General features: G+C 62.6%; 22 protein-coding genes. 11 read left to right on the forward strand and 11 right to left on the reverse strand.

Features of this window, described 5'->3' with window-relative positions; translation table 11 throughout:
• Window positions 1–29: 29 nt before the first annotated feature.
• Window positions 30–494, reverse strand: a complete 465-nt coding sequence (gene gspG, locus AB1286_RS11415) for a type II secretion system major pseudopilin GspG (RefSeq protein ID WP_430365041.1) — start codon at window positions 492–494, stop codon at window positions 30–32.
• A gap of 136 nt (window positions 495–630) precedes the next feature.
• Here gspG and AB1286_RS11420 point away from each other — a divergent pair, with 136 nt between their 5' ends.
• Window positions 631–1,044, forward strand: coding sequence for a hypothetical protein (locus AB1286_RS11420; RefSeq protein ID WP_430363391.1), 414 nt, complete (start codon window positions 631–633; stop codon window positions 1,042–1,044).
• A gap of 102 nt (window positions 1,045–1,146) precedes the next feature.
• Here the strand turns inward: AB1286_RS11420 and gspF are convergent, their stop codons facing one another.
• From gspF to gspD, 3 genes are read right to left on the reverse strand one after another with little or no spacing between them, the layout of a single operon-like run.
• Window positions 1,147–2,364, reverse strand: a complete 1,218-nt coding sequence (gspF, locus tag AB1286_RS11425; protein WP_430363392.1) for a type II secretion system inner membrane protein GspF — start codon at window positions 2,362–2,364, stop codon at window positions 1,147–1,149.
• Window positions 2,365–2,367: 3 nt separating this feature from the next.
• Entirely contained in the window at window positions 2,368–3,864 is a 1,497-nt protein-coding gene (gspE, locus tag AB1286_RS11430; protein WP_430363393.1) for a type II secretion system ATPase GspE, read from the reverse strand.
• Window positions 3,861–6,236: a type II secretion system secretin GspD gene (gene gspD, locus AB1286_RS11435; RefSeq protein ID WP_430363394.1), complete on the reverse strand. Its 2,376-nt coding sequence runs from the start codon at window positions 6,234–6,236 to the stop codon at window positions 3,861–3,863. Before gspD ends, gspE begins: the two co-directional genes overlap by 4 nt.
• Window positions 6,237–6,679: 443 nt before the next feature.
• On the opposite strand from gspD, the gene AB1286_RS11440 reads away from it, so the two are divergent.
• Entirely contained in the window at window positions 6,680–7,123 is a 444-nt protein-coding gene (locus AB1286_RS11440; RefSeq protein WP_430363395.1) for a lytic transglycosylase domain-containing protein, read from the forward strand.
• Between the two features lie 135 nt (window positions 7,124–7,258).
• Window positions 7,259–8,569, forward strand: a complete 1,311-nt coding sequence (locus AB1286_RS11445; RefSeq protein WP_430363396.1) for a GTP-binding protein — start codon at window positions 7,259–7,261, stop codon at window positions 8,567–8,569.
• A 111-nt stretch (window positions 8,570–8,680) separates the two neighbouring features.
• Here the strand turns inward: AB1286_RS11445 and AB1286_RS11450 are convergent, their stop codons facing one another.
• On the reverse strand, window positions 8,681–8,959 hold the full coding sequence (locus AB1286_RS11450) for an HU family DNA-binding protein (RefSeq protein WP_074262967.1): 279 nt from the start codon (window positions 8,957–8,959) through the stop codon (window positions 8,681–8,683).
• Between the two features lie 424 nt (window positions 8,960–9,383).
• Between AB1286_RS11450 and mnmC the strand changes: the two genes are divergently transcribed.
• From mnmC to AB1286_RS11480, 6 genes are all read left to right on the forward strand, one after another.
• Window positions 9,384–11,351, forward strand: a complete 1,968-nt coding sequence (gene mnmC, locus AB1286_RS11455) for a bifunctional tRNA (5-methylaminomethyl-2-thiouridine)(34)-methyltransferase MnmD/FAD-dependent 5-carboxymethylaminomethyl-2-thiouridine(34) oxidoreductase MnmC (protein WP_430363397.1) — start codon at window positions 9,384–9,386, stop codon at window positions 11,349–11,351.
• 859 nt (window positions 11,352–12,210) lie between these two features.
• On the forward strand, window positions 12,211–13,413 hold the full coding sequence (locus tag AB1286_RS11460; RefSeq protein ID WP_430363398.1) for a cation:proton antiporter: 1,203 nt from the start codon (window positions 12,211–12,213) through the stop codon (window positions 13,411–13,413).
• Between the two features lie 71 nt (window positions 13,414–13,484).
• Window positions 13,485–14,603 (forward strand): YbdK family carboxylate-amine ligase, encoded by a 1,119-nt coding sequence (locus AB1286_RS11465; RefSeq protein WP_430363399.1) that lies wholly within the window; start codon window positions 13,485–13,487, stop codon window positions 14,601–14,603.
• 551 nt (window positions 14,604–15,154) lie between these two features.
• Window positions 15,155–15,802: a MarR family winged helix-turn-helix transcriptional regulator gene (locus AB1286_RS11470; RefSeq protein ID WP_430363400.1), complete on the forward strand. Its 648-nt coding sequence runs from the start codon at window positions 15,155–15,157 to the stop codon at window positions 15,800–15,802.
• A 110-nt stretch (window positions 15,803–15,912) separates the two neighbouring features.
• Window positions 15,913–16,632 carry a glutamine amidotransferase gene (locus AB1286_RS11475; RefSeq protein ID WP_430363401.1) on the forward strand — a complete coding sequence of 240 codons (720 nt, stop codon included), beginning with the start codon at window positions 15,913–15,915 and terminating at the stop codon, window positions 16,630–16,632.
• Window positions 16,633–16,817: 185 nt separating this feature from the next.
• Window positions 16,818–17,285, forward strand: coding sequence for an SET domain-containing protein (locus AB1286_RS11480; RefSeq protein ID WP_430363402.1), 468 nt, complete (start codon window positions 16,818–16,820; stop codon window positions 17,283–17,285).
• A gap of 18 nt (window positions 17,286–17,303) precedes the next feature.
• On the opposite strand, the gene AB1286_RS11485 is transcribed toward AB1286_RS11480, so the two are convergent.
• Both AB1286_RS11485 and AB1286_RS11490 read right to left on the reverse strand, forming a co-directional pair.
• Window positions 17,304–18,776, reverse strand: a complete 1,473-nt coding sequence (locus AB1286_RS11485; protein ID WP_430363403.1) for a sensor histidine kinase N-terminal domain-containing protein — start codon at window positions 18,774–18,776, stop codon at window positions 17,304–17,306.
• 95 nt (window positions 18,777–18,871) lie between these two features.
• Window positions 18,872–19,558: a response regulator transcription factor gene (locus AB1286_RS11490; protein WP_115534258.1), complete on the reverse strand. Its 687-nt coding sequence runs from the start codon at window positions 19,556–19,558 to the stop codon at window positions 18,872–18,874.
• 120 nt (window positions 19,559–19,678) lie between these two features.
• Between AB1286_RS11490 and AB1286_RS11495 the strand changes: the two genes are divergently transcribed.
• On the forward strand, window positions 19,679–19,900 hold the full coding sequence (locus tag AB1286_RS11495) for a DUF3717 domain-containing protein (RefSeq protein ID WP_102644268.1): 222 nt from the start codon (window positions 19,679–19,681) through the stop codon (window positions 19,898–19,900).
• Window positions 19,901–19,918: 18 nt separating this feature from the next.
• Here the strand turns inward: AB1286_RS11495 and AB1286_RS11500 are convergent, their stop codons facing one another.
• Both AB1286_RS11500 and phhA read right to left on the reverse strand, forming a co-directional pair.
• The gene (locus tag AB1286_RS11500) at window positions 19,919–20,221 is read right to left on the reverse strand and encodes a 4a-hydroxytetrahydrobiopterin dehydratase (RefSeq protein WP_430363404.1); all 303 of its coding nucleotides are present in this window, start codon (window positions 20,219–20,221) and stop codon (window positions 19,919–19,921) included.
• A 212-nt stretch (window positions 20,222–20,433) separates the two neighbouring features.
• Window positions 20,434–21,321, reverse strand: coding sequence for a phenylalanine 4-monooxygenase (gene phhA / locus AB1286_RS11505; protein WP_430363405.1), 888 nt, complete (start codon window positions 21,319–21,321; stop codon window positions 20,434–20,436).
• 136 nt (window positions 21,322–21,457) lie between these two features.
• On the opposite strand from phhA, the gene AB1286_RS11510 reads away from it, so the two are divergent.
• Entirely contained in the window at window positions 21,458–21,949 is a 492-nt protein-coding gene (locus AB1286_RS11510; RefSeq protein ID WP_430363406.1) for an Lrp/AsnC family transcriptional regulator, read from the forward strand.
• 32 nt (window positions 21,950–21,981) lie between these two features.
• Here AB1286_RS11510 and AB1286_RS11515 read toward each other — a convergent pair whose 3' ends face one another.
• Together AB1286_RS11515 and AB1286_RS11520 are read right to left on the reverse strand one after the other, a co-directional pair.
• Complete coding sequence (locus tag AB1286_RS11515; protein ID WP_430363407.1) at window positions 21,982–22,515, reverse strand: class IV adenylate cyclase; 534 nt, start codon at window positions 22,513–22,515, stop codon at window positions 21,982–21,984.
• A 239-nt stretch (window positions 22,516–22,754) separates the two neighbouring features.
• On the reverse strand, window positions 22,755–23,651 hold the full coding sequence (locus AB1286_RS11520; RefSeq protein WP_430363408.1) for a LysR family transcriptional regulator: 897 nt from the start codon (window positions 23,649–23,651) through the stop codon (window positions 22,755–22,757).
• Between the last annotated feature and the right edge of the window lie 87 nt (window positions 23,652–23,738).

Raw genomic sequence — 23,738 nt, forward strand, 5'->3', positions numbered from 1 at the left:
GCCACGCGGCGTGTCCGCCATGCGCCGCGCTACTGCCACGAGCCGATATCGGCATCGTTGCCTTCGCCGCCGGGCTTACCGTCGGCGCCGTAGCTGAAGACGTCGATCTCGCCATGCACGCCGGGATTGAGATACTGATAGCTATTGCCCCACGGATCGTTGGGCAAGCGCTCCAAGTAGCCGCCGTCTTTCCAGTTGTTCGGGACCGGATCGGTCGTGGGCTTTTCGACGAGCGCGCGCAAGCCCTGATCCTGAGCGGGGTAGCGCCCATTATCGAGACGATAGAGTTTCAGCGCTTGCATGATCGTCCCGATATCTTGTTTTGCCGCGACGCGACGCGCTTCATCGGGACGGCTCATGATCTTGGGCACGATCAGCGCGGCGAGAATGCCGAGAATCGCGATCACGACCATAATTTCGATCAGCGTAAAGCCCCGCCCACGCCGCGCGCGCAAGGCGGCGGCTTCGTTACGACGTTGGTTCCACAGTTGCATCATTCGCTACCTCGTTCGATGAATAGTCGGCGAAGCGCAAAGAGCGCGCCCCGCATTGCGTGACGATTGTAATGGCCTCGCTCATCAGGGTTCGAGTATGAGCGCAAAGCCGAAAATAGCCCTTACAATGGCACGCATGAATACACTCCAAATCCGCCTACTGTCGCTCGCGCTGTTCGCGGTTTTCTGCGCGACGCTCACCTATTGGATCGTCGTGCTCACCGCGCATCACGCGCCGCCGCCGCCCGCGGCCGCCGTCGCACCGAGCGTATCCGTCGAAGACGCCGCGGCGCTGTTCGGCGGCAAGCTCACGCGCGAAGTGAATCGCAACATCAAGCTCGTCGGCATTCTCTCGCTGCGAGAAGGCGCCGCTGCGATCATCGGCGTGGGCGACGATCCCGCCCGTGCCCTCGCGCTCGGCAGCAAGATCACCGATGGCACCACGCTCTCGGAAGTGCGCGCGCGATCGATCGTCATCGACCACAACGGCGTGCGCTCCGAAGTTCCGCTAGCGCCGAACGCCGGCGGCCCAACGATCTACGTCCGCTGAACCGGCGACGTCCGCTGCATCCGCCTGCATCTACTTGCACCCGATAGCGCCGGCAACCGCCCGGCGCTATCGAGTTCCACTCGCCGCTAGCGCATCCGTCGGCTACTGCACCATATTGTTCAAATCGATGATCGGCAGCATCACGGCCAGCACGATCACGAGTACCACACCGCCCATCGCCAAAATCAACAGCGGCTCGAGCAAGCTCGTGAGAAACATCGTGCGGCGCTCGAGTTCGCTCGCTTCGCCTTCCGACGCACGGTCGAGCATCGTCGTCACGTCGCCCGTGGCTTCGCCTGACCGAATCAAGTGCACGAGCACCGGCGGAAAGGTTTTCGTATTGCCGAGCGCACGCGACAGCGACGTCCCTTCGCGAACGCGCACGATCGCGTCGTCGACGTTGCCGCGCATCGCCTGGTTGTTCAGCGTCTCACCGGCCGCTTGCAGCGCGCGCAAAATCGGGACGCCGGCCGCCGTCAAAATCGCCAATGTGCTCGCGAAGCGCACCGTGTTGTAGCCGCGTACGAGTTTGCCGACGAGCGGCGCGGTCAGCAACCACCGGTCGAACGAAAGGCGCGGTCCCTTCTGCGACAAAATCGCACGCACGGCATAGACGACGATCGCCACCCCGATCAGCACTGCCCACCACCAATGACGGACGAAGCCCGAGAGGGCCATCATCATCACGGTCAGAATCGGCAAGTGCTGCTTCGTGCTCGCGAACACGTTGACCACCTGCGGCACCACATAACTGAGCAGGAACGTCACGATGCCGAACGCGATCAGCGTGACGATCGCCGGGTAGGTGAACGCCAGCAAGATCTTCTGCGTCAATGCGTTGCGCTGCTCGATGTAGTCGGCCAAGCGCGACAGCACGAGACCGAGCTTGCCCGTATGTTCGCCTGCCGCAACGAGCGCCCGATAAATTTCGGGAAAGTCGCGCGGGTGCTGTCCCAGCGCGTTGGCGAACGAATGGCCGCCCAAGACCTCGGCGCGAATCGCCGCGACGAGCTCGCGAATGTAGTCGCGCTCGGCTTGATCGGTCAGCACGGCCAGCGCTTCGTCGAGCGGGAGTCCCGCCGTCAACAAGCTCGCCAATTGGCGCGTGAGGATCGCTTGCTCGCGCGCCGACAGCTTGCGCCCGAGCGACAGACGCTTCGTTCGCTCGCCGCGCGCGGCGCTGCCGGCCAACTCGACCACGAGCGGCGTGAGCCCTTGCGTGCGCAACTGCGCGCGAGCCGAGCGCGCGCTGTCGGCATCGAGCACCCCCTTTTGCGGGTGCCCGGCCGCATCGATCGCTTCAAAGCGAAAGGCCGGCATGGGCTACACCCCGCCCGTCACGCGGATCACCTCTTCGAGCGAGGTGACACCGGAGGACAGCCAACGCTCGGCGTCCTCGCGCAGCGTGCGCATCCCTTGGGCACGCCCCGCCGCGAGAATCTCGGCGTCGGCCGCGTTGTGGTGAATCATCGTTCGGATCGCATCGTCGATCGTCAGCAATTCGTACACGCCGCGCCGTCCCGAATACCCCGATCTCGCGCATTTGTCGCAGCCCACGGGGTGCCACTGCGCGCGGCCTTCCTCGACGCGTTCTTCCTTGCACACGGGGCACAAGCGCCGCACGAGCCGCTGCGCGAGGACGCCGAGCAACGACGACGCGAGCAGATACGGCTCCACGCCCATGTCGGTCAAGCGCGTCACGGCCGATGCCGCATCGTTCGTATGCAGCGTCGCGAGCACCAAGTGCCCCGTCAACGATGCTTGCACCGCGATTTGAGCCGTCTCCAAATCGCGGATTTCACCGATCATGATGATGTCGGGGTCTTGCCGCAGGATCGAACGCAGCGCACGCGCGAACGACATTCCGATCCGCTCGTTGACCTGCGTTTGTCCGATGCCGGGCAAGTCGTATTCGATCGGGTCTTCCACCGTCATGATGTTCGTCGTCGCCGTTTCCAAGCGCGAGAGCGACGCATAGAGCGTGGTGGTTTTACCCGAGCCCGTCGGCCCCGTGACGAGCACGATGCCATGCGGACGTGAAATTAATTTGTCGAATTTTCCGAGCGTGTCGGGGCCCATCCCCAGCGCTTCGAGATTCAAATGCTGCGCGTCTTTCTCGAGCAGACGCAGCACGGCGCGCTCGCCGTGTCCCGTCGGCAGCGTCGAGACCCGCACGTCGACGGCGCGGCCGCCCACGCGCAGCGTGATCCGGCCGTCTTGAGGCAAACGTTTTTCCGCGATATCGAGCTGCGCCATGATCTTGATCCGCGAGATCAGCGCGCCGTGCAGCGCTTTCTTCGGGCGAACGACGTCGCGCAGCGTGCCGTCCACGCGAAAACGCACGACCGACGCGTTCTCGAACGGCTCGATATGGATATCGGACGCATGCTCGCGCGCCGCCTGCGTGAGCAGCGCGTTGATCATGCGGATGATCGGCGCGTCGTCCTCCGATTCGAGCAAATCCTCGACTTCGGGGATGTCTTGCATGAGACGCGACAGATCGACCTCGCCCTCGACCTCGCCCACGACCTGCGCAGCACTGCCGTCGTTACGCTCGTAAGCCTGGTTGATGGCTTGCGCGAGTTCTTCGGCCGGTAGACGCACGGCGGTGAGCGCGCCGAAATTGCGCGCAACCTCGGCCAGCGCCGCTTGGCTCGTACGGTCGCTGATCCAGACTTCGATTCCCTCGGCGCGTTGATGCGCGACGAGGATCTGCCCGTTTCGCGCAAAACCGTAAGGCACGAGCCGCGCCGCGAGCGGCGAGGGCGGTTGCCGCTCGCCCGGCATGCCTTCGTTGGAAGAAGCGAGAACGTCGCTCACTGGGCCGCTCCCGGCGTGGCCGTTTGCGGCTGAAGCGGCACGGCCTGCGGTTGCTGCTGCGGTACGGCCTGCGGTTGCACGGTCTGCGGCTGCGGGGGCGGCAGTTGCGCAGGCGCCGTCTGCTGCTGCGCCCGCGCCGCCGGGTTATTGGTCATCTGCCTCAAGTCGAACAGATTCGCCGCCGGGGATGCGCCCTGGTTCGGACCGGCCGGTATCGGCGGAACCACCGGGAAGTCCTTGTCGCGCATCACGTGGTTGTCGGAGCGATATCCGTCCGTCAAACCTTGGACGTAGTTATAGCGGTTCTCGGTGATCTGCTGCGCCGTATCGGCGTCGCTAATGATGACCGGACGCAAGAAGACCATCAAATTCGTCTTCGTGCGCTGCTTCGTTTCCGAACGGAAGAGTTGGCCGAGCCAGGGGATATCGCCGAGCAGCGGCACCTTGCTGTTCGACACTTGGTAGTTGTCCTGCATCAACCCGCCGAGCACGATGATCTCGCCGTTATCCGCGAGAACCGTCGATTGGATCGAGCGCACATTGAACGTCGGCCCCGGCGAGTTCGCCGCCGTGCTCGTGGCAATACTACCGACGACCGACGAATCTTCCGTATAGAGCTGAAGCTTGAGAATCCCGCCGGCGGTGATTTGCGGCTTTACGTGCAGCGTCAGGCCGACGTCGCGACGGTCGTAGGTGTTGAACGCCGTGCCCGCGTTACCGGTCGTCAGGCTTTGATACGAACCTGTCGGAATCGGCACGTTTTGACCGACGACGATCTTCGCTTCTTCGTTGTCGAGCGTGATGAGATTCGGCGTCGACAACACGTTTGCGTCGCTCACGCCGGCGAAGTATTGAAGCAGCCCGCCAAGGCCCTCGACGCCGAACATGTTGTGAAGCCAACCGATATTCAGGCCCTGACCGAGCGTACCCGGCAGCGACGCGACTCCGCCGCCGGCCGCGAGCGGTGCGGCTAGCCCCGCGGTCACGGCGAGGATGTTGGAGCCGGACACGTTGCCCGCTGTGCTAGCGAGATTGGTGCCGGCCAGCAGGTTACCGTTTGCGACCTGCCACTGGATCCCGAGATTGCCGGCTCTCGTCGAATTCAGCTCGACGACGAGTGCTTCGATATAGACCTGCGCGCGACGCTTGTCGAGCTGGTCGATCACCGCGCGCAAGTTGCGATAGACCGGGTCGGATGCAGTGATGATCAGAGAGTTCGTGGCCGCGTCGGCCTGGATCATGCCGCCGGGCTGGTTGTCGTCGCTATTCTCGCCTTGCTTCTCGCCGAGAAAGCCGCCGCTGTTGCTGCCGCCCGCACCGCCCATGCCGCCGCCCGTCGAACCCGACAACGAGCTGCCGCCGAGCGAGCTACTGCTGCTGCCGTAAGACGACGGCAGCGGAGGGGTGCCGCTCGTGCCCGTCGAGGTGGAGCTGCCGCTCGAATTGCCTTGGCTGAACGAGCTCGCGTTGCTCGATTCGGCGCTGTTGCCGGAGCCGCCCTTGCCGAGCATGCCGCGCAACGTCTTCGCAAGCGTTACGGCGCTCGCGTTGTTGATATGAACGACGTGCATGTTGCCGGGTTGGGAACCCGGCGCATCGAGCTGGGCCACGAGCTGCTTGGCAGCCTGGAGCCGCGCTTTGTTCGATGCGCGCAGCATCAACGAGTTCGTACGCGGATCGGCCATGACCGACACCTTCAGCGTCGCATCGGTGCTGCCGATCGAGCCCGGGTCGAGCAACTTGGTCAACTGCGGTTCGAGGTCGAGTGCGTTCGCGTTTTTGAGCGGCACGACGACGATCTGTTGTCCCGCCGCGTTGTCGACGCCCGCGATGATGGCCGCGATTCGGCGCACGTTGTCGGCGTAGTCGGTCACGACGAGCGTGTTATTGGCCGGATAGGCCGCAATCGTGTTGTTCGGCGAGATGAGCGGGCGCAGCACGGGCAACAGGTTGTTGGCCGATTCGTTATGCAGCTCGAACACCTGCGTGATGATCTGATCGCCGCGCGCCTGGGGAGCGTTGCCGACGTAGGTCGGCGCGCCTTGCAGCTTCGCATCGGCTTCGGGCAGGACCTTCAGGACGCCGTGATCTTGCACGATCGCAAAGCCCTGCATGCGCAGCGCCGCCTCGAGCGTCTTGAGCGCTTGCTCTTCGGGAACGGGGTTTTCCGAAACTAGATTCAACTGCCCCTTGACGCGGGGGTCGACGATGATCGTCTTGTTCGTCGCGGCGCCGATCGCTTTGGCCACCTGGTCGATGTCCGCGTTCACGAAGTTCAACGTCACTTCCGCGTGCGCGGCTTGTGCGGTCATGAGCCCGGCCATCAGGAGCGCGGTAGCGATGCGACGCAGTGCCATACGATTTCTTGTCATGGAAGATAGATTCAATGCGAAAGTGCTTGCCCTCGGCGGTAATACTTCGCGAACACCGCGCGGCCCTCGTCGTTGTAAAAGTGTCGGATGTTCGCCCCGCCTCTCAAGAAAACGAACATTAGCAGTTTTTTGTGTCCGATTAATCACGAAGCCCCGAGCACGGCTTCGCTTTTACGTCAGAAATTTCTCGATTGTCATCGTGGCATCCGCCAAACGCATGACAATAAGCACCGTCGCCAGCCCCCGCTAACCGCCAATCGCTCGGTTATGTCGGACGGTGTACTGCGGCAGTCGATCGGCACCCGGTATCATACGGGCGAATATTTCGACTGAATCGAACGGCAAGCTCGGGTTTTCCCCAGCCGGCTCGCGTTACCCTTGCCCTGGCCGGGGCGTTGGACGCGCCGCAAATAAAAAAGTCATCTGTCGAAGGCACTCGAACCATGAAACGGACAGTTCTGATCTTAGCGGTCTGGCTTACCTCGCTTGCGTCGGCAAACGCACGCGCGGACTGCTTCGACGAAGCGGCACGTTATCAAAAGGTGAACCCGCTGATCCTGCGCGCGATCGCCTGGCAAGAGTCGCACAACCATCCGGACGCCCTGCACAAGAACGCCAACGGCTCGACCGATTACGGACTCATGCAGATCAATTCGATCCATCTGCCGAAGCTCGCCCAGTACGGGATTTCCTCCGATACGCTGATGGAGCCTTGCAAAAGCGTCTATATCGCGGCTTGGCACCTGCGGCAAAAAATGAACAAGTACGGCAATAGTTGGGCGGCCGTCGGCGCGTATCACTCCGAAACGCCGTCGCTGCGCGATCGCTACGCCCATCAAATCATCGACATCCTTTCGCAGTGGAAGCTGCTGCAAGCGCAGCGTTAGCCGCCGGCGCCACACGCGCGAAACCACGTCGCGACACTGCGCCTGGGGTGGGTTGCCGGCGTTTGGTGCACAATGCTCCCTACGCCCTTTATGCGGCGGCGCCTCGCGCCATCGCCCCACCCGATGTCGACTGCAATGAACCATCCGCCTGTGCCCGTCACCGTGCTCTCCGGCTTTCTCGGAGCGGGCAAGACCACACTGCTCAATCACATTCTCGCTAACCGCGCCGGTCTGCGCGTCGCCGTCATCGTCAACGATCTGGCGGCCGTAAACATCGACGCGTCGCTGGTTAAGGACGCGGCCTCGCTTTCGCACGTCGAAGAGCGTCTCGTCGAGCTGTCGAACGGCTGCATCTGCTGCACGCTGCGCGACGACCTGCTCGCCGAAGTACGCAAGCTCGCAAGCGACGGACGCTTCGACGCCATCTTGATCGAATCGACGGGCATTGCCGAGCCGATGCCGATCGCCGAGACGTTCGCATTCACCGACGACGAGGGCCGCACGCTGGCCGACGTCGCCCGGCTCGACACGATGGTCACCGTCGTCGACGCTTTCAATTTCTTGCGCGACTACGCTTCGGCCGACGCACTCGCGGAACGCGGCCTCGCCGCCAGCGACGAAGACGACCGAACGATCGTCGAGCTGCTGATCGAACAGATCGAGTTTTGCGACGTGCTCGTCGTCAACAAGGCCGACCTCGTCGACGAACAAGCGCTCACGCGGCTCGAGCGGATCCTAGCCCGGCTCAATCCGCGCGCGATCCAAGTCGTAAGCCGGTTCGGCGAAGTATCGCCGAGCGAAGTCATCGATACGAAGCGCTTCGATTTCGAGGCGGCGGCGAGCGCACCGGGCTGGCTCGCTTCGCTCGAACATCAGCACGATCATGACCACGAACATGATCATGAACACGGTCATGCGCATACCGCCCATTCGCATGTCAGCGAGGCCGATCAGTACGGCATCGGCAGCTTCGTCTACCGAGCACGCCGGCCGTTCCACCCCGAACGGCTTTGGGCGTTGCTGCACGAGCAATGGCAGGGCGTACTACGCAGCAAGGGCTTTTTCTGGCTTGCCACGCGCAACGAGGTGGCGGGATCGCTTTCTCAAGCGGGCGGCGTCTGCCGCCATGGTCCGGCTGGGATGTGGTGGGCCGCCCAACCGCGCGACGAATGGCCGGAAGACGACGAACTGGCCGCGGAAATCGCGGCCGATTGGTACGGGGCGCTTGATGATGCGACGATCGGCGATCGCCGTCAGGAACTGGTGCTGATCGGGATCGGGCTCGATGCCGAGAGCTGGCGCGCCAAATTCGATGCCTGTCTGTTGACCGATGAGGAATACGCGCTCGGCCCGCAGGGCTGGGCGAGCATGTCCGATCCGTTCCCCGCGTGGGATATGGACGACCACGACCACGAAGGCGACGACGAAGGTCAAATCGTGCACTAAGGCACGTCGAACCGCGTCCGGGGCGCAACGCCCCAGACGCGCCGGACGAAAAAAAACCCGCCCTGGGCGGGTGTCGCCAAACGTCAAGCCGGGCCGCTTCGGGCCGCGAGCTTAGCGCTTGTTGACGGCATCCTTGAACGCCTTGCCTGCCGTGAACTTCACGGTCTTGGCTGCCGGGATCTTGATGGTCTCGCCCGTCTTGGGGTTGCGGCCCGTGCGCGCTGCGCGCTTGCCGGAGCCGAAGCTGCCGAAGCCGATGAGCTGTACCGCGTCGCCCTTGGACACTGCCTTCTTGATCACTTCGAGCAGCGTGTCGAGCGTTTCGCCGGTTTGAGCCTTGCTGGCGCCCGTCTGACCTGCGACGGCGTCGATCAGTTCCTGTTTGTTCATTAACGTTCCTCTTTATCAGATTGAAGTGACACGGACAGCGCAAAACGCGCCGAATTATACGTACGCAAGCTGTGCCGTCGAGTAGCTGTGGCGAAGCGTGCGCCGCTCGGTCGCGCTGAACCCCTGGCCTACGGCCTTGCGGCGCTTGCTATGATAGCTCAGCGCAAACCCAATAACGGCAAGGCTCCCAAAGAATTTAGCGCGGAAGAGCCTTGTCGGCGCTGGGTTTGAGCATTGTCATACTCGCGAACCCTTGCTGCCAAGGGCTTCGCGACGTTTCGGCCGTTTGTCGTTGGATTTTGCCAACGCTCGCAAACCCCCGCCCAGTATGGGTTTGCGGCCAATTGGCGCTGTTTGCGCAAGAGTGGGTTAGGGTAGCCCCTTAGCTCGGCCCCGCGGGCCTCCTTTCGTTTTCGGTTTCCCGATGAGTTCCAAGCTAATTCCCGCCATTTTGGCTTTTCGCGACGACGGTACGCCGTTTTCTCCCACGTACGACGACATCTACCACAGCGCCGCGGGTGCTTTCGCCCAAGCCGAACACGTTTTTCTGCGCGGAAACGGCTTACCGGAGCGTTGGCGCACCCGGCGGCTGTTCACGATCGCCGAGACCGGATTTGGGATCGGCGGCAACTTTTTGGCCACCTGGGCAGCATGGCGCGCCGATCCGAATCGGTGCGAACGGCTTGCGTTCGTATCGATCGAAAAACATCCGTTCAGCGCCGCCGATCTCAAAGCGCTTCATGCACGCATCGTTGCGGACGCAACGCTCGCCGCTTTAGCCGCGCAATTGACGCAGGCCTGGCCAATGCTGACGCCGGGCGTCCACCGGTTGGCGTTCGAAGACGGTCGCGTGACGTTGACGATTGCTTTCGGCGACGCGCTCGAGTTGTTGCCGAAGCTTTGGTTACGCGCGGATGCGTTTTACCTCGACGGTTTTTCGCCGGCGAAGAATCCCGATCTATGGTCGCCGCCCGTCTTCAAGGCACTCGCTCGAATAGCAGGCGAAGGCGCGACGCTCGCGACCTATAGCTCGGCCGGTGAGGTACGACGCGGCTTGGTCGATGCCGGATTCGAATGCGAGAAGGCGCAGGGCTTCACGGGCAAGCGCACGATGCTCGTCGGCCGCTTCATGCCACGTTGGCGCGTGCGGCGCCATGAACCGCCGATGCCCTTCTCGGTAGGCGAGCGCCATGCGATCGTCGTCGGCGCGGGCATTGCGGGCTGCGCGCTGGCCGAAAGGCTTGCGGCGCGCGGCTGGCGAATCACGATCGTAGAGCGTCACATGCGCCCCGGCGCCGAAGCGTCGGGCAATCCGGCCGGCGTCTTTCACCCCTTGCTTTCGCGCGACGACAGCGTCGCGTCGAAAATCACGCGCGCCGGCTTCCTCTACACGCTCGGTCTGTGGCGCGAGCTCGAGCTTGCCGGACACGGCTTCGCGCGCACGCGAGAAGGTCTACTGCAAATCGCAGAGGATGAAAACGAGGCACAAGCGCTGACCGAAGCCATTGAAGCGCTCGGCTATCCGCGTGCGCTCGTTCAACCGGTATCGGCGAGCCAAGCGCGCGCGGTGGCAGGCGTCGACGTGGCACGCGCGGGATGGTTCTACCCCGAGGGAGGGGCGCTCGATCCGGCCGCTTTATGTACGGCGCTTTGCGCGCAAGCGGGCGATGCGATCGCATGGCGTACGGGCACCGAGGCGCACCGAATCGAACGCGACGGCGATGCCTGGACACTCTTCGATGCGAACGACGAGCCGATTGCACGTGCACCCGTCGTCATCTTCGCCAATGCGCGCGACGCGGCACGCCTGGCCGGCCTGCGCTACGGCCAGACGCGCATCGTGCGCGGCCAATTGACGCGACTTGCCCCCAGCGCCTCCCCGGCGCTGCGCGTACCCCTGATCGGGGACGGCTACGCCATTCCCCTCATCGATGGCCTGCTGACGGGCGCTAGCTACGACCTCGACGATGAGGGCCGCGATCTGCGGATCGAAAGCCACGCCGAAAATCTCGAAAGACTTGCCCTTCTGCTGCCGGGCTTCACCGCAGCGCAAGCCGTCGACCCGGCGACGCTAACGGGCCGCGTCGCTTTTCGCTGCGTGACGAGCGACCGCTTGCCGATGATCGGCCCGCTCGCCGACGAACTCGCGAGCGCCAGCCGGGCGACTTCGTTGCGCGGCGCCTGGCCGCTCGATCTACCGCGTGCCCCAGGCCTTTACGGCAGCTTCGCTTTCGGCTCGCGGGGGCTGGTGTGGGCCTCGCTGGGCGCAGAACTCGTCGCCTCGCAACTCGAAGGCGAGCCATGGCCGCTCGAACGCGATCTGGCCGAAGCACTGGATCCCGCCCGCCAACTACAGCGTTCGTTGCGCCTGGGCGAACTCGACCGAGCTTAGCTCACTGCCGGAGCAGCCAGGCCTCCGGTCTATTACGCCATGTTATCCACCGGCACATGTGGATAAACCCGTGAATCGACGGTGAAATTCATGTGAGGCCGATGTGGACGCATTCGGGACAACTCGAGTCTCGAGCAAAATCGCCAAAAGTTATGCCTCGAAAGCCGCTCGCCCCACACATGCAGCGCATGCGGTTATGCGTTCTCTAAGTTATTGATCCATCGATGTAAACAAGGCTTGTCCACAGACTTGGCCACCCTTTGTTAACTGCTACTACGTATACATACGTAAACAGTAAACCCTATCTAACCGCGCACGCCCCGGAGCAGGAACTGTCCAAGCACCGGCGAACCGCAGCGCGGGCTCTTTTTTGTCTGGTCGTATCCAGACAGGCAAGCCAAACGCAAGCGGAAATCGGCCATTTTTTCCCCGCAATGCGAAATTGCATGTCGTTTATACCGAGATGCGTGCAAATGAACGAGGAATCCTGCGAGTTGTAAGCAAGCTATGGCACAATCGGTCTTCCTCTTGCACAAGTTGCATGGCGGCGCACCGCTGGTGAGCCGCGCCTACGGAGGCAGTGACGGCGTTGTGGCCGGCGTGAGCCGGCCGGCGCAAACACCGCCTCTTATTCCGTCGCGCCGGGCACGCGCCGCGCTCTGCCTGAGCGCTCGGCGTCACGCATCGATACCGGCGCGTTTCGTCGTCGCCACGGTCGGCACTCGCCGTTCCGTCGGCAATCACCGTTTCCGTCCGCGTTGCGGCATCTCGCCGCGAAACCGGGCAAGCAAGCCACGAGAATGAGCCGCAAGCAGGGTGACTGCCTTGCACGGCCTATCCGTAAAGGAGCAGCTATCAGATGAAATCGGCGTTTTCCTTCCTCCCGCATTGGCCTTTCGTGCCCGATGCCGTCTTTTGGGCCGGGCTGGCCTTGCTTATTGCCGGTCTACTGGGCGAGCTTTGCTATCGGGCCTGGCGTCTGCCTCGGATCTCGGGCTATGCCGTCATCGGACTCATCGCGAGCACGGCCGGCTTCGGCACCATCGACGCGGGCTTCGGCGGTACCTTGCGCCTGTTGCTCGACGTCGCCCTGGGGCTGCTCTTGTTCGAGCTCGGCGGCCGCTTGGATCTACGCTGGATACGCCGCAACCCCTGGCTCGTGGCATCGAGCCTGGCGGAGGCCTCGCTCACCTTCGTGCTCGTCCTCGTGGCGTTGCTGTTCGCCCATGTCGGCGGCGCCGTCGCAACCGTGATCGCGGCCATCGCCATGTCGACCTCGCCGGCCATGGTGATTCAACTGAAGACCGAACTGCGCGCGGAAGGGCAAGTCACACAGCGTTTGCTGACGCTCACCGCGCTCAACAGCATGTATGCCGTCGTGATCGAGAAAATCGCCTCCGGCTGGCTGCACCAGGAGGTCTACGGCAACGTTTTCGCGGCGATCGTTCAGCCGTTGTATCTGCTCATAGGCTCGCTCGTGCTTGCCTATCTGCTCGCCAAGGCCTGCATGTTCTTTTATCGCTTCATGCAAGTGCAGGACGAGCATTCGTTCGTCGCCTTGTTCGGCCTTGTCCTGCTGGCGATCGCGATCGCCCATCTGTTCAACCTTTCGACGATCCTGAGTCTGTTGGCAGCCGGCATCATCGTGAAGAACCTCGAACCGAAGCCCCAACTGTGGCCCGAACATTTCGGGACGGCGGGCTGGTTGCTGACCGTGATCTTGTTCGTCCTCACGTTGTCGGCCTTCGAATGGCACGACATCGCCCTCGGCGGGCTCGCCGCGCTCTTGCTGATCGTGGCGCGCTTCGTTGCCAAACTCGTCGGCGTGCTCGCGTTCGCGAAACCGAGCGGCATAGGCTGGAAGCAGGGTGTGGCGCTCGGGCTGTCGCTCTCGCCGATGTCGGCGCTCGCGTACCTGCTCGTCGACGACACCTATGCGCTGTACCCGAATTTCGATCCCACGCTACGCGCGGTCGTGATGTGTTCGATCGTCGTGTTGCAGCTCGTCGGGCCTTGGCTCGTCTACCGTTCTCTCGCGCTTGTCGGCGAGCGGCGCGCTTGAAATCCGCTCGCAAGCCCTCCGGGCCCCGGCCCGGATGGACCGCCAAAGTGGGCCAGTCTTAGGAAAACATCATGGCACTTGAACCGTTCATCAATTCAAAACCGTTCACGTTCGGCGTCGAGCTCGAGATCCAGGTCGTCAATACGCACGATTACGACCTGACGAAGGCCGCCTCCGACCTCATGCGGCTCGTCAAAGACCAAAAGGTGCCCGGCAACATCACGCCCGAGATCACCGAGAGCATGATCGAACTGTCGACGGGTATCTGCAATTCGCACGAGGAAGCGCTTTCGCAATTGCGCACATTGCGCGATACGCTCGTTGCGGCCGCCGATCAGTTGAACGTCGGTCTCGCCGGCGGCGGCACGCACGCATTCCAGCAATGGAGCGAGCGGCAGATCTTCGATGCACCGCGCTTTCAATACCTTTCGGAGCTCTACGGCTACCTAGCGAAGCAATTCACCGTCTTCGGCCAACACGTGCACATCGGCTGTCCCGACCCGGACAGCGCGCTCTTTCTGCTGCACGCCATGTCGCGATTCATTCCGCATTTCATCGCGTTGTCGGCGTCCTCGCCCTATGTGCAGGGTGTGGACACCGGTTTTCATTCGGCACGGCTCAACTCGGTCTTCGCTTTTCCGTTGTCGGGACGTGCCCCGTTCGTGCTGACCTGGTCGGGCTTCGAGGAATACTTCTCGAAGATGGTCGCGACCGGCGTCGTCAACAGCATGAAAGATTTCTACTGGGACATTCGTCCGAAGCCGGGCTTCGGCACGATCGAAGTCCGGGTGATGGATACGCCGCTCTCGGTGGATCGGGCCGCGGCAATCGCCTGCTACATCCAAACGTTAGCGCGTCATTTACTCGTCGATCGGCCGTTCGTGCCGAAGGAAGACGACTACCTCGTCTACACGTTCAACCGCTTCGAGGCGTGCCGGTTCGGACTCGGGGGGACCTGCATCAATCCGCAGACCGGGGAACGCCGACCAATTTTCGAGGATATCCTCGAGACGCTTCGCGTGATCGAGCCGCATGGCGAAGCGCTTCATTCTTCCGCTGCATTGCGCGAAATTGCCGGTATCGCACAAGGGCAAGTCAACGATGCAACTTGGCTACGCGGCGTCGTTGCAAAAGAGAAGTCGTTGCACGAAGCGGTTCGTCAGCAGTGCTTGCGATGGCGTGGGGTTTAGTTTGTTTACGTTTACACGTATACATATGTAGTAGTAGTTAACAAGGGGTGGAAGCGTCTGTGGAAAACTCGATTTTTCGTTGACGCTTCAACCACCTGGAGAAATCACAACCAAGTGGTTCTCGCGTGTGGAACTGGCATGAGGTCGGGGCAACTCAAGCGGCATTTCAATTTGGTCCGATGTTATCCAGAAATGCCGCACAATCGGTCCGAGTTGTTATACAGGGCTTATCCACAACGACCACTGAATAACTTAGCTGTACTATTTTTCCTCGTCGCTTAAAATGGCGCGTCTGTCGGGTCGAAAGTCACACCCGTGACGCGACATCGATGTAAAACAAATGCGCTGATGCCGGCTCGTCGCCGTCGCCCAGGGGAAGGGCGCAATAGCATTCGAGAGGGCCGGGCGCTTTCGGAATAGTAAAATCGGCACGCTCGAGCACGAAGCGAGCCGTCCCACGGGGCTGCCGGGGCGCCGCGAGGTAAAAGGCGCGAGCAGGCAACCGAATCAGCAGCGGCATGCTGTCAATTGCGAAATAGCGAACAAAGACTATGAGCGAAGGTGTATACGGAGAGCAGGCTACCGGGCGCGTGACCCACAGCTTGCTACGCTTAAGCACGGCGATGCGCAGCCAAGCGTGGGAATGGGCTGAAAGCGCAGGGCTTACGCCTACGCAGGGTGAGATCCTCGTGTTGCTTATGCAGCGCAAGAATCCTTTGCGGCTCGGGGAGATCGCTCGCGAGACGGCGCTCACAGCCGCCACGACGAGCGATGCGGTCAGCACGCTCGAAGCGAAGGGGCTCATCGAAAAGCGACGCACCACCGAGGACGGCCGGGCGCTCGCGGTCAAGCTCACCGCGCGCGGCCGCACGGCGGCCAAGCGCGCTCAGCAGTGGCCCGATTTTTTGGCGGAAGCCATCGGCACGTTACGCAATGAGGAGCAGGCTGTCTTCTATCGCACGATGATCAAGATGATTCGCCAGCTTGAAGTCCAAGGCGACATTCCCACGCACCGCATGTGCGTCACGTGCAAGCATTTCGAAGCCAGCAAGAATCCGAAGAAGGTCGCGCATCGGTGCGCGGCGCTCGAGATCGCGATCGGCGATGCAGACTTGCGGCTCGATTGCCCGGTTCACGAGGAGGCCGACTCGCTGGCGCAAAAGAAAACCTGGAAGATCTTCGCGCAAAACGCCGCCTAGCCGGGGCGAACGTCATGCCCGCTCGCCGGGCGTACCGTGTTTATATTCCTGCCTAACGAATGAGATGCCGGTGCGCGTCGCCGGGCAATCCATGTTCTCCGTGAGGGTCGATGAATCGCGAAGCGCTCGCCGTCCGCCATGTGCATTTCGAGGATCTCGGTACGCTCGAACTCGTGCTCGGGGAGCGCGCGTGGTCGGTCCGTTATCTCGATGTGGGGCTTGCACGGGTCGAAGCGCCGAAGCCCGAGGGGCCGGCGCTGATGGTGGTGCTCGGTGGTCCGATCGCCGCTTTCGACGATCTGTCGTATCCGACATTGAAACCGCTGCTGGCCTTGCTCGAAAAGCGAATCGCCGCCGGCCGGCCGACGCTTGGCATCTGCCTCGGGGCGCAGTTGATCGCGCGCGTGCTCGGCGCAAACGTGTACGCGGCGGAGCATAAAGAGATCGGCTGGTCGCCGCTCACGCTGACCGAGGCCGGACGTCAATCGCCCGTGCGCCACCTCGACGGTTCGCGCACCTCGATGCTCCATTGGCACGGCGATACCTTCGATTTACCGCCGGGTGCCGTGCGACTCGCCTCGACGGACGCTTGCGAAAACCAAGCCTTCGCTTGGGGCTCGAATGTCTTGGCGTTTCAGTGTCACCCCGAAATCCGCAGCGATCGTTTCGAGCGCTGGCTAATCGGCCATGCGAACGAGATAGCGGCGACGCCGGGGATCGATCCGATGCAGTTGCGTTCGGATACCGAGCGCTTCGGTCCGACGCTTGAGCGCGCAGCGCACGATACGTTCGGCGAGTGGCTGGACGCGATTGCCGCAAACAACGCGTAAAAAGAATGCAATTTCGTTCGCGCGACGTTGAACGAAGTTGCCGTCCGCGTGTACGATTGGCGCTTTGTGACGTCGGCGACGTCACGACCTAGCGCGGCGCCCCTTCGGCGCCGCGTTTTCCATCCCGCGATCGAAAACGCAATGCCGCTTGCCGGCGGCACCCCGGTTTTTCTGAGGATTTATCGATGAGTTCACGCAAGTTGGTCGTGCGCCAGTCCGGCGTGCATGGCAAGGGTGTATTTGCCGCCGTGCCGCTGAAGGAGGGTGAGCGTCTGCTGGAATACAAAGGTGAGCGCATCTCGTGGAAGGAAGCGTTGCGACGGCACCCGCACAATCCCGCCGAGCCGAATCACACGTTCTACTTCGCATTGGAGGACGGCCGCGTCATCGACGGCAAGGTGAACGGCAACAGCGCGCGCTGGATCAACCATTCGTGCGCGCCCAATTGCGAAGCGGAGGAAGTCGACGGCCGCGTGTTCATCCATGCGCTGCGCGATATCGGGGCCGAAGAGGAGCTGTTTTACGACTACGGTCTCGTGATCGACGCGCGTCAGACCAAGAAGCTCAAAGACGAATACGCCTGCCGATGCGGCGCGCGCAAGTGCCGTGGGACGATGCTCGCGCCCAAGCGCGGCAAGAACGGTAAGGGCTAAAGCGCGCCCGCCAGCACTTCAGGTGTGCGCCGTTTTTGCCGCATCCTGGCTTGTACGCACGCCGATTGCGAGCGGGACGCGTAAAACGAATCGCGCGCCGCCGCCCGCAGCGTCTTCATACCGCACGCTGCCGCCGTGCAGATTCATGATGTCGTGCACGATCGCAAGGCCCAGCCCGGCCCCCGATTCCACGCCTGGATCGGCTGCGTCGCCGCGATCGCCGCGAAAAAAACGTTTGAACAAATCGGCCTGCAAACCGGCCGGTACCCCCGAACCGTTGTCCTCGACGGCGATTTCCGCAAAGCGCGCACCGTGTTCGTCGCTCGCTTCGCTAACCGTCACGGTGACATTGCCGTCCGGCCTCGCCGACGGCAAGTACTTGAGCGCATTGTCGAGCAAGTTCGCGATGACCTCGCGCAAGAGAACGGGATTGCCGCGTACGACGAGCGGTTTGTCTTGCGTGGCAACGTCTAATCGCTGGTAGCCGAGATCGACGTGTGCAGCCAGTGCGCGCGGCACCCACTCGGCTCCCGTCTCGAAGGCGAGTGCCGCAATGTCGAGTTCGGTGAAACGCGCCGCCTGCGCGCCGGGCTCCGCCCGTGCAAGCGACAACAATTGATTCGACAGCCGGACCGCACGATCGGCGGCGGCGCGCAACTCGTGCACCGCGGCCAGCGTTTGATTCGGATCGCGCGCGTTTGCCGCCTGCTCGGCATGCAGTTTCACCGCCGTTAGCGGCGTGCGCAGCTGATGGGCCGCATCGGCAATGAATTTGCGCTGTGCATCGAGGGCCGCCTTCAGCCGTACGACGAGCGCGTTCATGGCGCTCGTCAACGGCTGTATCTCCATCGGCACGAAGGTTTCGTCGACCGGTTCGAGCGACGTGTGCGTCTGCCGATTGAGCGAATCGGCCAACGCGGTCAAGGGATTGAGCTGCTGATTGACGACGCGCCAAACGATCCCCCATCCCGCGAAGAGCAGCAGCAGCAGCGGCATCATGATCGCGACGAGGAATTCGGCCGCGATTCGGTAACGATGGCGCAGCGGCTGGGCGACTTCGACGATGATCGGATTGCCGACGTCTTGCAGTACGCGCACCTGAGCGACCCGCACGTGCATGCCTTCGAATTGCGCTTCGAAGACATAGGCTGCGCGCTGCTCGCGCACACGCGTGCCGAAGAGGGGAAGTGTTTTTTGCCCGGCGATTTCGTGTTCGCCGTCGCTAATGCGGTAAATGAGCTGGTCGGTCGGATCCGAGAACATCGCTTGCGCGAGCGGAGGTACCGTCGAGCGTGCATTCGGGCCGGCGATTTGAACTTGCTTCGAAATGGCGGTCGCGAGGTCGGCCAACGAGCGGTCGATGACGTGCTGCGTGTATTGCCAAGCAAGCCAATAGGCAATGAGGCCGCTCATCAAGGCGAGCATCGAGAGCGGCGCGGCGAGCCGCCGCAAAAGCGAGCGGCGCAAGCTGGTCGCGGCGGCGTGCTGCATAGTGGCGGATCGTCTCGGACGAGAAAGAGAGGACGCGGTGCGCGATCGGCCATCGGCCCGGCCGGCAAGGCGCCGGCGGACCAGGCCCGTTCATGTCACGACGCTTGGCGGATTTCCTGCAACAGATAGCCGAAACCGCGCACCGTCACGATTTCGACGCGGCAGTTTTCGAGCTTTTTGCGAACCCGGTGCACATAGACTTCGATGGCCGTATCGCCGAGATCACCGCCGAAGTGCGTCAAATGATCCTGCAATTGCGCTTTGCTGACGACACGGCCATGGCGCAACAGCAGCATTTCGAGCACTGCGAATTCACGCGGGGAAAGCTCGAGCGGTTTATCGTCGTTGAAGATGCGGCGATCGACGCCCGACAGGCGCACCCCGCCGAGCGACACTTCGGGGCGCGGAATGTCGCTGTGCGGGCCGCTGCGGCGCATGACCGCGCGGATCCGCGCTTCGAGCTCGGCCGGCTCGAACGGCTTGAGCATGTAATCGTCGGCGCCCGCGTTGAGCCCTTGCACGCGATCGTTCAGTTCGTCGCGCGCCGTGAGGACGATCACGGGCGTGTGACGGTTCGACTGCCGAAAGCGCGATAGCAGCGTCATGCCGTCGATGCCGGGCAGGCCCAGATCGAGAATGACCAGTTCGTGGCGGTTTTGCGTGAGTGCCTGCTCAGCAAAGATACCGTCGTGAACCATGTCGACGGTGAACCCGGCTTGTTCGAGGCTGCTTTGGATGCCGCGCGCGATAGGGCGGTCGTCTTCGATCAGAAGGAGTCGCATGGAATTCACTCAAGTACAATGGATTACGCGTTCGTGGCACGCCGACCGGCAATGCCTTCGCCACACAGCAAAACGTGCCGCCGCAAGCCAAGCTCAAACGCTCGCCAATCGATCAGGAACATGTCCGAGATCACTATCAACGAACTGGAAGCCGCGATCAACTTTTGGCGTGCTCGCTCGCCTTCGAGTGGCGACGAGCTCAGCTTGTGCAAGGAGGCCAGTGCACTGTCCAAGCCGTATGCGCTGATGATTGTACAGCGTCGAGGCACCGTATCGTCAGACGGGCTCGAGGCGGCCGCACGCGATGCATGGGAAGCATACGTGCGGGCCGGGCGAGGTTAGCTCGGTGTAAGGACGGCGTTAGCCGCGCATCCGCTTTGCGCAATCTTCGATGAAGTGCGCGAGCGCAATGTCGCGCTCGGTTACGCCTTGCGCATCATGGGTCGTCAGCGTGATGTCCACGGTGTGATAGACGTTGAACCATTCCGGGTGATGGTTCATTTCCTGCGCCTTGATCGCGACGCGCGTCATGAATCCGAAAGCCTCGTTGAAATCGGCGAATTTGAATTGCCGGTGGATGGCGTCGCGGCCCGTGACGGCTTGCCAGCCGCTCAACTGCGATAGTTGCGTCGCGCGTTCCTCCGAAGTCAGTTTGTGGATCATGAGATACACCTCCTTTGATGGTTGGCATGGGGCGGGGGATCGACCCGTTTGCCGCGCGCGAACGCGCCATGCCGTGGAGCCATTCTTTCACAAGTGGGGTGGGGACGCTCGCCGCGGGGACACGAGGGAGCGCGAGGGCGCAATGCGACGCGATAGGACGCAATCGGATGTAACCGGGCGCAAGAGCGGCACGCCATGCGTGCCGTTCGCATTTAGACGTCGCCTTCGCTTGCCCAGCCTTCGCCGGTTCCGCGCGTGATGACGATGTCGCCGGGCTGCACGTCCGCCGCCGCCAATCCTGGAGCATCGGCATAGGCGCGGATCAGCGCGGCGAAGTCGGCTTGCGCGATGTCGAAGAGCTGCCGGAAGTCGTCGATGACGAAATACGTTTTTTGATACGTATCGATCCGATAGCGCGTGCGTAAGACGCGCTCGAGCGCGAACCCGATCCGATTGGGACTGTCGCTCGTCAAGCTGTAGAGCGTCTCGCCCTTGCTCGATACGATGCCGGCTCCATAGATGCGCACGCCACCCCGCCCAGACGCATCGCGCATCAAACCGAATTCCACGGTGTACCAATAGAGCCGCGCTAATAGCGGCAGAGCGCTCGCATCGTGCGCGAATGCCAGCGCAGCGCGGCCGTATGCCTGCATGTAATCGGCAAAGACCGGATCGATCAGCAGCGGCACGTGGCCGAACAGATCGTGAAAACAGTCGGGCTCTTGCAGGTAGTCGAGCTGATCGGGCCGCCGCATCCACCAGGTCACCGGAAAGCGCCGGTTGGCGAGGTGCTCGAAGAACACGCGATCGGGTACGAGGCCGGGTACGGCGACGATTTCGAAACCGGTGGCGGCGTGTAGGCGACGATTGAGCGCGGCGAACGACGGTACCCGGTCCTTCGGCAAATCGAGCTTTGCTAGCCCGGCGAGAAATTCATGGCAAACGCGACCTTCGAGCAGCGCGGCTTGACGAGCGTACAGATGGGCCCAGACGGTATGGTCGGTGTCGGTATAACGCTCGAACGGCTGATCGCACGTGCCGTCGTCACGCGGGACGAGGCCTATTTCGTGTTCTTCCGTAAGTTCGGCGGTGGCGGACATGACTGTACCTGCATCGTGGTTTGTTTCGATGCAAGTGTAGTGCGGGCCTCACGCGCAATGGGCGCAAAATCAGTGATATTTTTGGTCTATATGCGATAATCGCGCATGCTTACCAATATTCGTGCGGAAATCTTTCATGCTCGACCTTGATCACTTCGATTTGGCCCTGCTCGAGGTACTGCAACGCTTCGGCCGCGCCACGCACCAGCAACTCGGCGAACGCGTGCCGCTTTCGCCTTCGCAAATCGGGCGGCGCCTGCAACGGCTGGAGTCGTTAGGCGTGATCGACGGCTATCGCGTCGTGCTGAGGCCGGAAAAGCTCGGTCTCGGCGTGATGGCGTTCACGAGCCTCAAGCTGAAACATCATGGGGATTCGATCGTCGAGCAGTTTCAGCAGCAGATCGACGTACTGCCCGAAGTGCTCGAATGTCATGCCGTGGTGGGCGATGCCGACTACCTGCTTCGCATCGTCGCGCCCGATCTGAGCGCGCTGTCTTCGTTCGTCATGAAAAAGCTGATGCGCGTGCCCGGCGTCGACAGCGTGCGCTCGAACATCGTGCTCACGACGTTCAAGCGCAACGGGCCGTTACCGCTCGATCACCTTGCGCCGGGCGCGGCGCCCGCCTGAACCGTTGCCCCCTGGGCGCACCGTCCGGCAGCTCAGGCGGCGCGGGCGCCGAGGCTCTCGTTGAGTAGATCGACGTAGGCCACGGGCACGAGGTCGGCCTGCGATACGCCGAGTGTCGAGAACAGGGCATGCGCCTCGGCCGCGCCGTCCTCTTCGTCGTCTTCCGGCGCGAGCACCACCTCGAGTTCGACGAAATCGCCGAGCCCGTCGACGCGATCGAGGTGAATCCGCGTGCGCCCGGCCAAGTAGACGTGGCGCTCTTTGCTGACGATGCCGCGCATCGTCAACGCCTGCGCGAGCAACGCATGCATGGCATCGGCATTCGTCACGGGGCTGCGCGAGTAATACGACGCCTTCGGGCCGTCGCGATCGTCGCGCTGATAGAAGATCAGTTCCGCCGGGGTGCCGTCATCGAATTGCCGCAGCTTCAACCGGCCGCGCGGCACGTCGTAGAAGAAATCTTGCTGACGGAAGATGAGCGGCGCGTCGTCCGAGAGCGCGGCGGCGCGCTCGCGCAGTTCGTCGAATGCGCGGGCGTGCGCTTTGAGTTCAATGTTGCGTGCCATGTCGAGCTCCTGTCGAAACGTGAAATGAGCCGGGGCGCTCGGCCAGCCGGCGGGCAGCCGATCGAGTGCCGCTGGCCTGAGCGAACGGACCGATCGCGTCGATGGGTCGGGTCAAGCAGCGTGACGTAAAGGACAACGGGAAGCGCAAATCGGAGGAAAAACCCGCGCGGTGAACAGCGAGCGCGTAAGAAGGAATCTAACAAAAAGCGGCGCTCCGTGTCCGCCAACATTGCATCGGTTCACATCGCCCACTGCGCTTCGATCAGTTTGAATGCGCATGCAATTGCAGGTTCGTCCATGCGGGCGGCCAATGAAACGAACGTCAATTGGGTCGGCACGGTGACGCCTTCGACGATCGTCAGCGCATGCGTATGCGCTTCCGCAATCGCAATGGCGTCGCGTGCGAGCGAGAGTCCCATGCCCGATTTGACGAGATCGAGCATCGACGTCTCTTGATCGACCTCCGCCACCTTGATCGGATCGGCACCCGCCTGCGCGAAGACTCGCGTGAGCATCCGGTTGTGCGCGGAAGCGGGCGGCGTCCAAATCCACGGCATGGCCGCCAACGCGTGCCAATCGGGCGAAGCGCCCACGCGTTCCTTCCAGCCGGCCGGGGCGAGCACGCGGTACTGAAAGCGCGTCAGCGTCGCAACATGAAATAGTCCATCGGGCATGCCGTCGTCGACCGGCTGGCCGATGTAGTACCCGACGTCGAGCTCGCGCGCACGCACTTGCTCCGCCACCCAACCCGACATCCCATGGCGCAATGCCGGTTCGATCTGAGGATACGTTTCGACGAGTTGTTTGAGAAACCCGCCGAGCCGCAGGAATTGCGGATCGAGGATGGAGCCGATGCGTAGCCTTCCGCGCACTTCCTGGCGCAGCGCCGCTGCGGCGCGCTCGACGTCGCCGGCCGCGGCAAGGGCTCGCTCGGCGTGCGGCAGCAGCGCTTGTCCGTCGCGCGTAAGTACTAATCCGTGAGAGGCGCGCGCGAACAGCGCGACGTCGAGCGCTTCCTGCAAGTTCTTGATTTGCAGGCTCACGGCCGGTTGGGTGAGATGCAGTTGTGCGGCGGCGCGGGTGAGGTTGCCCAAGCGCGCGACCGTCACGAAAGCGCGCAACAAAGTGAGGTCCATGACTGCGATATTAGCGCGGCTTATATCGCAGTTGAGGAGAACTCATTGGATATTGGGTCGTATTGGCGAGTACGCTTGGTCGAACGC

Source organism: Trinickia sp. NRRL B-1857 (genome assembly GCF_050470685.1).
Lineage (GTDB): Bacteria > Pseudomonadota > Gammaproteobacteria > Burkholderiales > Burkholderiaceae > Trinickia.

Bases quoted from the DNA above. Each gene is read 5' to 3' on its own strand.
- gspG (WP_430365041.1), bottom strand. From the start codon at position 494: ATGCAACTGTGGAACCAACGTCGTAACGAAGCCGCCGCCTTGCGCGCG.
- AB1286_RS11475 (WP_430363401.1), top strand. From the start codon at position 15,913: ATGAATCGCGAAGCGCTCGCCGTCCGCCATGTGCATTTCGAGGATCTC.
- AB1286_RS11495 (WP_102644268.1), top strand. From the start codon at position 19,679: ATGTCCGAGATCACTATCAACGAACTGGAAGCCGCGATCAACTTTTGG.
- AB1286_RS11445 (WP_430363396.1), top strand. From the start codon at position 7,259: ATGAACCATCCGCCTGTGCCCGTCACCGTGCTCTCCGGCTTTCTCGGA.
- AB1286_RS11465 (WP_430363399.1), top strand. From the start codon at position 13,485: ATGGCACTTGAACCGTTCATCAATTCAAAACCGTTCACGTTCGGCGTC.
- AB1286_RS11460 (WP_430363398.1), top strand. From the start codon at position 12,211: ATGAAATCGGCGTTTTCCTTCCTCCCGCATTGGCCTTTCGTGCCCGAT.
- AB1286_RS11470 (WP_430363400.1), top strand. From the start codon at position 15,155: ATGAGCGAAGGTGTATACGGAGAGCAGGCTACCGGGCGCGTGACCCAC.
- AB1286_RS11515 (WP_430363407.1), bottom strand. From the start codon at position 22,515: ATGGCACGCAACATTGAACTCAAAGCGCACGCCCGCGCATTCGACGAA.
- AB1286_RS11450 (WP_074262967.1), bottom strand. From the start codon at position 8,959: ATGAACAAACAGGAACTGATCGACGCCGTCGCAGGTCAGACGGGCGCC.
- AB1286_RS11510 (WP_430363406.1), top strand. From the start codon at position 21,458: ATGCTCGACCTTGATCACTTCGATTTGGCCCTGCTCGAGGTACTGCAA.
- AB1286_RS11420 (WP_430363391.1), top strand. From the start codon at position 631: ATGAATACACTCCAAATCCGCCTACTGTCGCTCGCGCTGTTCGCGGTT.
- mnmC (WP_430363397.1), top strand. From the start codon at position 9,384: ATGAGTTCCAAGCTAATTCCCGCCATTTTGGCTTTTCGCGACGACGGT.
- AB1286_RS11500 (WP_430363404.1), bottom strand. From the start codon at position 20,221: ATGATCCACAAACTGACTTCGGAGGAACGCGCGACGCAACTATCGCAG.
- AB1286_RS11440 (WP_430363395.1), top strand. From the start codon at position 6,680: ATGAAACGGACAGTTCTGATCTTAGCGGTCTGGCTTACCTCGCTTGCG.
- AB1286_RS11480 (WP_430363402.1), top strand. From the start codon at position 16,818: ATGAGTTCACGCAAGTTGGTCGTGCGCCAGTCCGGCGTGCATGGCAAG.
- phhA (WP_430363405.1), bottom strand. From the start codon at position 21,321: ATGTCCGCCACCGCCGAACTTACGGAAGAACACGAAATAGGCCTCGTC.
- AB1286_RS11490 (WP_115534258.1), bottom strand. From the start codon at position 19,558: ATGCGACTCCTTCTGATCGAAGACGACCGCCCTATCGCGCGCGGCATC.
- AB1286_RS11485 (WP_430363403.1), bottom strand. From the start codon at position 18,776: ATGCAGCACGCCGCCGCGACCAGCTTGCGCCGCTCGCTTTTGCGGCGG.
- gspD (WP_430363394.1), bottom strand. From the start codon at position 6,236: ATGACAAGAAATCGTATGGCACTGCGTCGCATCGCTACCGCGCTCCTG.
- gspF (WP_430363392.1), bottom strand. From the start codon at position 2,364: ATGCCGGCCTTTCGCTTTGAAGCGATCGATGCGGCCGGGCACCCGCAA.
- AB1286_RS11520 (WP_430363408.1), bottom strand. From the start codon at position 23,651: ATGGACCTCACTTTGTTGCGCGCTTTCGTGACGGTCGCGCGCTTGGGC.